A 7,651-nucleotide genomic window follows, 5' to 3' on the forward strand; every position below is an offset into this window, starting at 1 on the left:
CTTTTATCCTCCATGCTCCACAAGATCTTCCAGCTGCTGCCTTAGGTACATTTCCTTGTACCATCCTTCTTGATCCATTAACGTATCATGTGTACCCGATTGCTTGATCTGTCCATTATCAATGACTAAAATAAGATCGGCATGCTGAATGGCACTTAGTCGGTGAGATGTTATGATTGTTGTTTTCCCCTCACGGTTTTCTTTTAGCGAGGTTAAAATCGCCTCTTCGGTTTTGGCATCGACCGCTGAAAGAGAGTCATCTAGTATGAGCACTTCCGGATTTAATAATAGAGCACGAGCAATGGAAATACGTTGCTTTTGCCCACCAGATAACGACACACCCCGTTCTCCGACGACCGTATCATACCCATCTGTGAACTGGGTAATATCATCATGAATATTAGCTATTTTCGCTGACTCCTGAATCTCTTCTTTATCGCATAAAGGCTTGGCGAAAGAGATATTTTCACCGATCGTAGCAGAAAATAGGAAATGATCCTGTGGCACATAGCCGACCGCTTCTCTTAATTTGTCGATTTTATATTGTGTAATTCGCTGATCACCAAATGTAATTTGACCATCGGTGACATCATATTCCCTGATCAATAGCTTTAATAACGTCGTCTTCCCCTCACCAGTTTTCCCAACAATTCCAAGTGTCTGTCCCCTTTTTAACTCAAAATGAATATTTTGTAGGATGGGCTCTGCTTCGTTCGGATAAGTAAATTGCTGGATCTCATATTGTATATCTCCGCTTGGAGTCACGTTTAACGCTGCTTCTTCATCCACAATATCCGCTTTTTCATTTAAAAGTGCGATAACACGATCATAAGAGGCTCTTCCTCTTTCGACGATATTAAACAACCAACCAAAGGCAAGCATTGGCCAAATTAATAAGCCTAAATACGTTGTAAAAGAAACCAACTGTCCGATCGTTAACTCACCATTAATAACATATCTAGCACCAAATGTAAGTGAAAGGAAAAAAGAAATCCCTACGATAATCGAGATCGTCGGATCAAACAAGGAGTCAACCCGAGCAACGGAAATATTCTTATCCACTACGTCATTTGATTGCTTTCGAAAATCTTCTATATCTTCTTTTTCCTGACCAAAGGTTTTGATCACCTTTATTCCTGTGATACTTTCTTGTGTTTTATCGTTTAACGATGAAAAAGCTTCCTGTGCGAGGTGAAAACGCTTATGTAGTAAAGTTCCGTACCAACTAGTTAAAATCGCCATAAATGGCATCGGAATCAAGCTAATTAATGTAAGCTTCCAGCTGATGGTAAAAGCCATCGCAAGAATGACAAAGCCACCAGTGGAAAGAGAATCGACAAAGGTGAGTACCCCCACACCAGCCGTCTGCTGTATCGCTTGAATATCATTGGTCGCATGCGCCATTAAATCTCCCGTTCTTCTCCTTTGGTAAAAAGATTGTGACATTGAAGTAAAATGATGAAACAATCGATTTCGCAACTGCATGGAGAGCTTAACTGCTGAACCAAAGATCATGATTCTCCAATAATACCTTAGTATGTACATCATTAGAGCTGCCCCTACAAGTAAGAGCACATAAATCCCTAATATCTTCATCGTTAAGGACCCTTGCTCAATATGATCGACTACTAGCCCAATCACTTTTGGAGGAACAAGCTGTAAAAATGCTACAATTAACAACAGAAGAACCCCAGTAATATATGCTTTTTTCTCCTGCTTGAAAAACCACATCAAATCAATAAAAACTTTCATTCCCCACAGCCCCCAACCCTAAAAAACAATTCCTGTAACTAGAATAGTTTACCAAATGTTGTGAAAATAAGGAAGATACTTAGGAAGTCGAATAACACAAAAAACGCCATGACGGCGTTTTTATTGTTTACTACTATTGTTATTATCATCATTACCTTTACCCGGATGAACCGCCTGGTAAATCGCATTTGAAAATTGGTCGACTTCTTCCATTGTCCCACCATGCATCTGGTTATCTGCACCTAGCTTACTTTTATCCCCTTTAACCGGGTTATGAATGCGTACCATATTCCCACCACCTCCTCCATTATAGGATGAACATTTCCCATATTACTTATCAATAATTAGGATAGAGATGGACGAAATAGCATTGTCCTGTATAAAATAGATGAGATAATATTTTCGGGGTGAGTGTGATTAGGTGGTTAATGCAATTGGATACGTCACGTTTTTAACATACGATTTAAATCATCGTTTTTCTATTCGAAAGAACCATAATGTCATCAAAATACATAGCTACAAAGAAATAGTTGATCAAAAAAATAGACCAGCATATGAAGTAACATGTAAATATAGTGTCTACCTACCTGCTCATTATGAATGTAAATCATTAGAGGACTATACAGGTAGAGTCTATCCTTTCTTAGAGCAATTTCTTAGGAACATAATTAGAACGGAAGTTCACAGCTTAACTTATAAAGAGCCTCCGATCAGGAAGAGACGAAAAAAGGAAAAAGATTCAGTAGAATAAAAAAACACCTTTTCTGTTTGTTTGAGCAGAAAAGGTGGTCTTTATTAGGGATTGAGTCAATCAAACCATAAGCCTATGTACAAGGGCTTGTCCGTGACAAATTACTTGCCCGTTTGCTTGTTCATTGCTGACATCATTTGATTGATTTTCTTCTGAGATGGTTTCATTCCCATTTGCATCATCATCATTTTTAGCATTTGTTCATTAATTGGTGGGTTTTTCTTTAAGTAGCTCATCATGTAACGGCGAGCAATGAAAAAACCTAGTGCAACACCTGCTGCTAAAGCAAGTACGCCTACTAGAATATGCGTCCACATACTAAACTTCCTCCTTCATGTTGTCTATCATACAGTGTACTAAACCAAATGCTATTATACAATATTTGCTGTGCAATTTCTCCTATTTTAAATCAACTTTCTTTCCTTAATTGGTCTGAGCCACCCGTATCGCTCATGTACAAGGTCAATTGCTAAAAAGGAGCTTTCACTTTTACGTAGAACTTCGAAGAAAAGCGTCTCTGCATCATAGCTACCAAATGCATGGAGAGTAATATGCTTTTCAAATATCTCTAGCTTTGCAGAGCTTACGTTTCCATTTTGAATATAGTATATCCCCTGTTTGTGTTCAAAATCCTGATTTTTCCCTAGCTGTTGAAGAATATATTGTTGAAGGCGAAGTGTGGAAAGAGGCTTCGTAATAAACTGTATTTGTTTTTTTAATATATTTTTTAGTTCACCGAAGGATTCGTTATACTCAGCAAACAGATCAAAGAACATCTTTTCTCTACCAAAATAATGAGAGGCAAATTCATCATCGATTAAATACAACTGATATGTTCTCACCAAGCTTCCTCCTCGTCTGACCAAATGTTATTTCTCTCTATTATAAAGAAGTAGAAATAGAACGTTTGTCTTTCGTCGTCAAAAACTTCCACTATTTTTGTCGGAAAAAGTCGTAGGTCTTGGTGCAAGATAAAAAGGCTGTTCTATTTACTAGAACAACCTTTTAAAACTTATAATAGAGCCTTAACTCTAGCAACTACATTTTCTACTGTAAATCCGTATTCTGCCATGATTTTTTCACCAGGAGCAGAAGCACCGAATGTATCAATTCCTAATACTTCCCCTTCATCTCCTGCATAACGATGCCATCCTAGAGATGATCCCATTTCGATAGCTAAGCGCTTCTTAACAGTTGGAGGAATAACACTTTGCTTATATTCACGTGATTGCTTTTCAAAGCGATCCCATGAAGGCATACTTACTACAGAAGCTGAAATCCCTTCTGCATCAAGTGCTTTTTGCGCTTCAACAGCTAAACCTACTTCTGAACCAGCAGCAAGTAATAATACATCTGCTTGTTCTTTAGAAGCTGGAGAAATAACATAAGCACCTTTTTTAACGCCTTCATAAGCATTTTTATCTGTGTCTTTGATGGTTGGTAAGTCTTGTCTTGTTAACACTAATGCTGTTGGACTATCATTTGATTCAAGCGCAAGCTTCCAAGCTGCTGCTGTTTCATTACCATCTGCCGGACGAATAACACCTAAGTTTGGCATTGCACGTAATGCAGCAAGTTGTTCAACTGGCTCATGCGTTGGTCCATCTTCCCCAACTGCAATTGAGTCGTGAGTGAACACATACGTTACAGGAAGACCCATTAATGCAGCTAATCTGATAGCTGGACGTAAATAGTCAGAGAATACAAAGAATGTTCCTCCAAATACCTTTACTCCACCATGTAGAGCCATACCATTTAACGCAGCACCCATCGCAAATTCACGAACTCCAAACCAAATGTTCTTACCTTCAAACGATTCAGGAGTAAAATCGCCTACCCCTTTAATCATTGTCTTGTTAGAACCAGCTAGGTCAGCTGAACCCCCAATAAACGAAGGAGTGTTCTTAGCGATAGCATTTAGAGCTTCACCTGATGATGCACGGCTAGCAAGTGCTTTTCCTTCAGGATAAACAGGAAGATCTTTGTCCCAATCTTCTGGAAGTTCACCGTTAATTGCAGATGTTAACTGTTGAGCAAGCTCAGGGTACTCATTTTTATAAGAAGCGAACAAGTCCTTCCACTCGTTTTCTTTCTTTGCACCAGTTTCCACAATGTATTTATTGAATGTATCATATACTTCTGAAGGAACATGGAAATCTTCTTCAAATGTCCATTGGTAAGCTTCTTTCGTTAGCTTTAATTCATTAGCTCCAAGTGGGGCACCATGAACATCTGACTTTCCTGATTTGTTTGGTGAACCGTATCCAATCACTGTTTTCACTTCAATTAGTGTAGGACGATTTTGATCACCTTGTGCTTCTTCAATTGCTTTTGCAATTTCCTCAAGATTATTTCCATCCTCTACACGAAGGTATTGCCATCCATATGACTCAAAACGTTTTTCAACACTTTCAGAGAATGAACGGTCTAAGTCACCATCAAGAGAGATATCATTTGAATCATATAATACAACTAGACGACCAAGTTTTAAATGCCCTGCAAGTGAAGCAGCTTCAGCAGAAACACCTTCCATTAAGTCACCGTCACCACAAATACTATATGTATAATGATCCACTACATTGTAGTTGTCTTTGTTATAAGTAGCAGCTAAATGTCTTTCAGCCATTGCCATACCTACTGCCATTGCAATCCCTTGTCCTAGTGGCCCAGTGGTTGCATCTACACCCGCAGTATGTCCAAATTCAGGGTGACCAGGAGTTTTACTTCCCCATTGACGGAAGCTCTTAAGATCATCCATTGTTACGTCATATCCTGATAAGTGAAGAAGACTATACAGCAATGCAGAACCATGCCCTGCAGATAATACAAAACGATCACGGTTAAACCACTCTGGGTTTTTAGGGTTATGATTCATAAAGCGCGACCATAATGCATAAGCCATTGGAGCAGCCCCCATCGGCATACCCGGATGGCCGGAATTAGCTTTTTCAATTGCATCAATTGATAAAGTACGTATTGCGTTAATTGCTAGTACATCATTTTGTTCAAACATTTTTTCAACCCTTCCTATTCTTTATCTCAATAATCCCACTTTTTAATATTATATCTGCTCTATTATTTATACAACAGATTGCCTAAATAAATTTTGAAAAAAAGCATATATTTTATAATTTTCAGTGTTTTCAATCATTTCCTGGTGAATAAATTTAGAAGATTAATGTAGTTTTTTGCTATTTTTTAATCTCTTTATCTTTTCAGGTGTTACATCCTCACCAAGAGGATCAACAATTTTTACACCTTGGAGCGTTCCTAGCATAGATGATCGAAATGTTTGTAAATATTCACTACGAAGCTTTGACTGCTCCTTTGCTTCCACTTCTGTTAACCCTACAGCTTTTGCTTTTTTTGCTAGTTCATTAATTCTAGCCATTTTTTCCTTCGGTAGCATCTCTTTGCTCCTTCACTTTTAGTTTTACCAATAGAAATCATGTTACTAAAAGATATAATCTTTGACAAGGAGGAAGCGTCAAGAGGTACGAATAACAAAAAATGCCAACAGTTTATTTTATGACTTGTTGGCATTTGGCGAGATATTTTTTTGATGTTTTTGCTCTTCAATGTATTCAAGATATCTTCGATTTACTGTAGCTTTTGAGATCTCATAACCGAAACCTCTTAAAGTTGCAGCGATTTCCGAAAATGTTAAATCATTGTCTCTTAACCGTACGATCTCTGTTATCGGTACTTCAATACGTTCTCTTCCTGCATGAACACCTTTGTTTTTCAGATTTTTCTCTGGTCTGTAACCGTTTTGAACAGCTCGGTTCATTCCTCTTTTAATTTTACTATTATGAAGCTTTCGCTGATATTCTTCTACCATACTTACAATTTGCAATACCATGGAATCCGATTCGGACAGTTGTAACTCACCGTTATGTGAGACACTGAAAAGTTTGATGTTATCCTTCAGTATACAATGAAGCAGAGCGATTTTCGCATTTCCTCTACCAAGTCTCGTTTCATCCTGAATAAGGACTGCATCTACTTTCTCTTCCTTTAATCGTGACAGCAGGAGCAAAATACCTTCTCTGTCAAAGTCATATCCACTCGCCTGTTCCTTTATCACTTCAACAACTTCCATTCCATTTTGTTGTGACAGCTTCAATAGTTCTTCTTCCTGCCTTTTTAGAGAAGAGTACTGGGATTCTTTTTCAGTACTTACTCTACAATAGATAATTGCCTTCATAACCCCTCCTATTTTGATGCTAGCTCTGTAACAGTGGAATCGTTTAATTCAACAGGGATATAGATTTCATCACCTACTAACAATACATTTCCATTAATATCATTGATTTCTTCTACCCAGGATACAAACTCTGTTTCAGATAAAGCATGTTTATCAGCATAGTCCTTACAAAGATCCCAAAGTGTTTCACCTTCATTAATCGTTACAGACATATATTTTTCCTCAACTGATTCACCATTAGAAATTACTAAAATGATAGACGCTAGGATAGATAAGACAACTAGAATAATAGCATATGAGTATTTGTTCCATAAATTTTTCATGTAAAACACCTCTATTAGAATGTATGTTCGTATTTATGATTATATTATAGACCGAACGTTTGTTTTGTGTCAACAATTATTCGAACTTATGTTTGTATGCACTGGTAGAACATGCTATAATAAAGTCAAGATTAACCAATGAGGGGCGGTAAGTATGACAAAACTATCAAAACGTCAGGTAGATATACTAGAATATATAAAAGAAGAAGTTAAGCAAAAGGGCTATCCGCCTTCCGTTCGTGAAATTGGGGAAGCTGTTGGTTTAGCGTCAAGTTCAACCGTACACGGCCACTTAGCTAGACTTGAAAGTAAAGGGTATATTCGAAGAGACCCTACAAAGCCACGAGCAATTGAGATTCTGGATCTTGATGAGGTGGTAAGCAATATACCAAAATATAATATTGTTAACGTTCCTGTAGTCGGAAAAGTAACTGCAGGTATACCTATAACTGCAATCGAGAATGTTGAAGAGTATTTTCCTCTCCCGGAACGTCTTGCCCCTGCGGATGAACAAGTATTTATGCTTGAGGTTATGGGAGACAGTATGATTGAGGCTGGAATCCTTGATGGTGATTACGTGATCGTGAAGCAGCAGCAAACAGCGAATAACGGAGACAT

The 7,651-nt window shown here is 37.9% G+C and carries 10 protein-coding genes; 2 read left to right on the forward strand and 8 right to left on the reverse strand.

Annotated features, from left to right (window positions below):
* Window positions 1–3 precede the first annotated feature (3 nt).
* A complete protein-coding gene (locus tag ACGLXV_RS12645) occupies window positions 4–1,752 on the reverse strand; it encodes an ABC transporter transmembrane domain-containing protein (protein WP_391558894.1) in 1,749 nt (582 codons plus the stop codon).
* A gap of 120 nt (window positions 1,753–1,872) precedes the next feature.
* Entirely contained in the window at window positions 1,873–2,040 is a 168-nt protein-coding gene (locus ACGLXV_RS12650; RefSeq protein ID WP_391558895.1) for a hypothetical protein, read from the reverse strand.
* A gap of 133 nt (window positions 2,041–2,173) precedes the next feature.
* On the opposite strand from ACGLXV_RS12650, the gene ACGLXV_RS12655 reads away from it, so the two are divergent.
* Window positions 2,174–2,503 (forward strand): hypothetical protein, encoded by a 330-nt coding sequence (locus ACGLXV_RS12655; protein ID WP_391558896.1) that lies wholly within the window; start codon window positions 2,174–2,176, stop codon window positions 2,501–2,503.
* A gap of 101 nt (window positions 2,504–2,604) precedes the next feature.
* Here ACGLXV_RS12655 and ACGLXV_RS12660 read toward each other — a convergent pair whose 3' ends face one another.
* The 6 genes from ACGLXV_RS12660 to yneA all read right to left on the reverse strand — a co-directional run bounded on the left by ACGLXV_RS12660 (window position 2,605) and on the right by yneA (window position 7,033).
* Window positions 2,605–2,820: a YneF family protein gene (locus ACGLXV_RS12660; RefSeq protein ID WP_119707634.1), complete on the reverse strand. Its 216-nt coding sequence runs from the start codon at window positions 2,818–2,820 to the stop codon at window positions 2,605–2,607.
* A gap of 87 nt (window positions 2,821–2,907) precedes the next feature.
* Window positions 2,908–3,345, reverse strand: coding sequence for a sporulation inhibitor of replication protein SirA (sirA, locus tag ACGLXV_RS12665; RefSeq protein ID WP_391558897.1), 438 nt, complete (start codon window positions 3,343–3,345; stop codon window positions 2,908–2,910).
* Window positions 3,346–3,515: 170 nt separating this feature from the next.
* Window positions 3,516–5,516, reverse strand: a complete 2,001-nt coding sequence (tkt, locus tag ACGLXV_RS12670) for a transketolase (RefSeq protein ID WP_391558898.1) — start codon at window positions 5,514–5,516, stop codon at window positions 3,516–3,518.
* A 162-nt stretch (window positions 5,517–5,678) separates the two neighbouring features.
* On the reverse strand, window positions 5,679–5,912 hold the full coding sequence (locus tag ACGLXV_RS12675; RefSeq protein WP_391558899.1) for a DUF896 domain-containing protein: 234 nt from the start codon (window positions 5,910–5,912) through the stop codon (window positions 5,679–5,681).
* A 117-nt stretch (window positions 5,913–6,029) separates the two neighbouring features.
* A complete protein-coding gene (locus ACGLXV_RS12680; RefSeq protein ID WP_391558900.1) occupies window positions 6,030–6,710 on the reverse strand; it encodes a YneB family resolvase-like protein in 681 nt (226 codons plus the stop codon).
* Window positions 6,711–6,718: 8 nt separating this feature from the next.
* Window positions 6,719–7,033, reverse strand: coding sequence for a cell division suppressor protein YneA (yneA, locus tag ACGLXV_RS12685; RefSeq protein WP_391558901.1), 315 nt, complete (start codon window positions 7,031–7,033; stop codon window positions 6,719–6,721).
* Window positions 7,034–7,187: 154 nt separating this feature from the next.
* Here yneA and lexA point away from each other — a divergent pair.
* Window positions 7,188–7,651 (forward strand): transcriptional repressor LexA (gene lexA / locus ACGLXV_RS12690; RefSeq protein WP_391558902.1); only part of this gene is annotated, 464 nt, incomplete at its 3' end.

The sequence above is a fragment of the Robertmurraya sp. genome (genome assembly GCF_036676585.1).
GTDB lineage: Bacteria > Bacillota > Bacilli > Bacillales > Cytobacillaceae > Robertmurraya_A.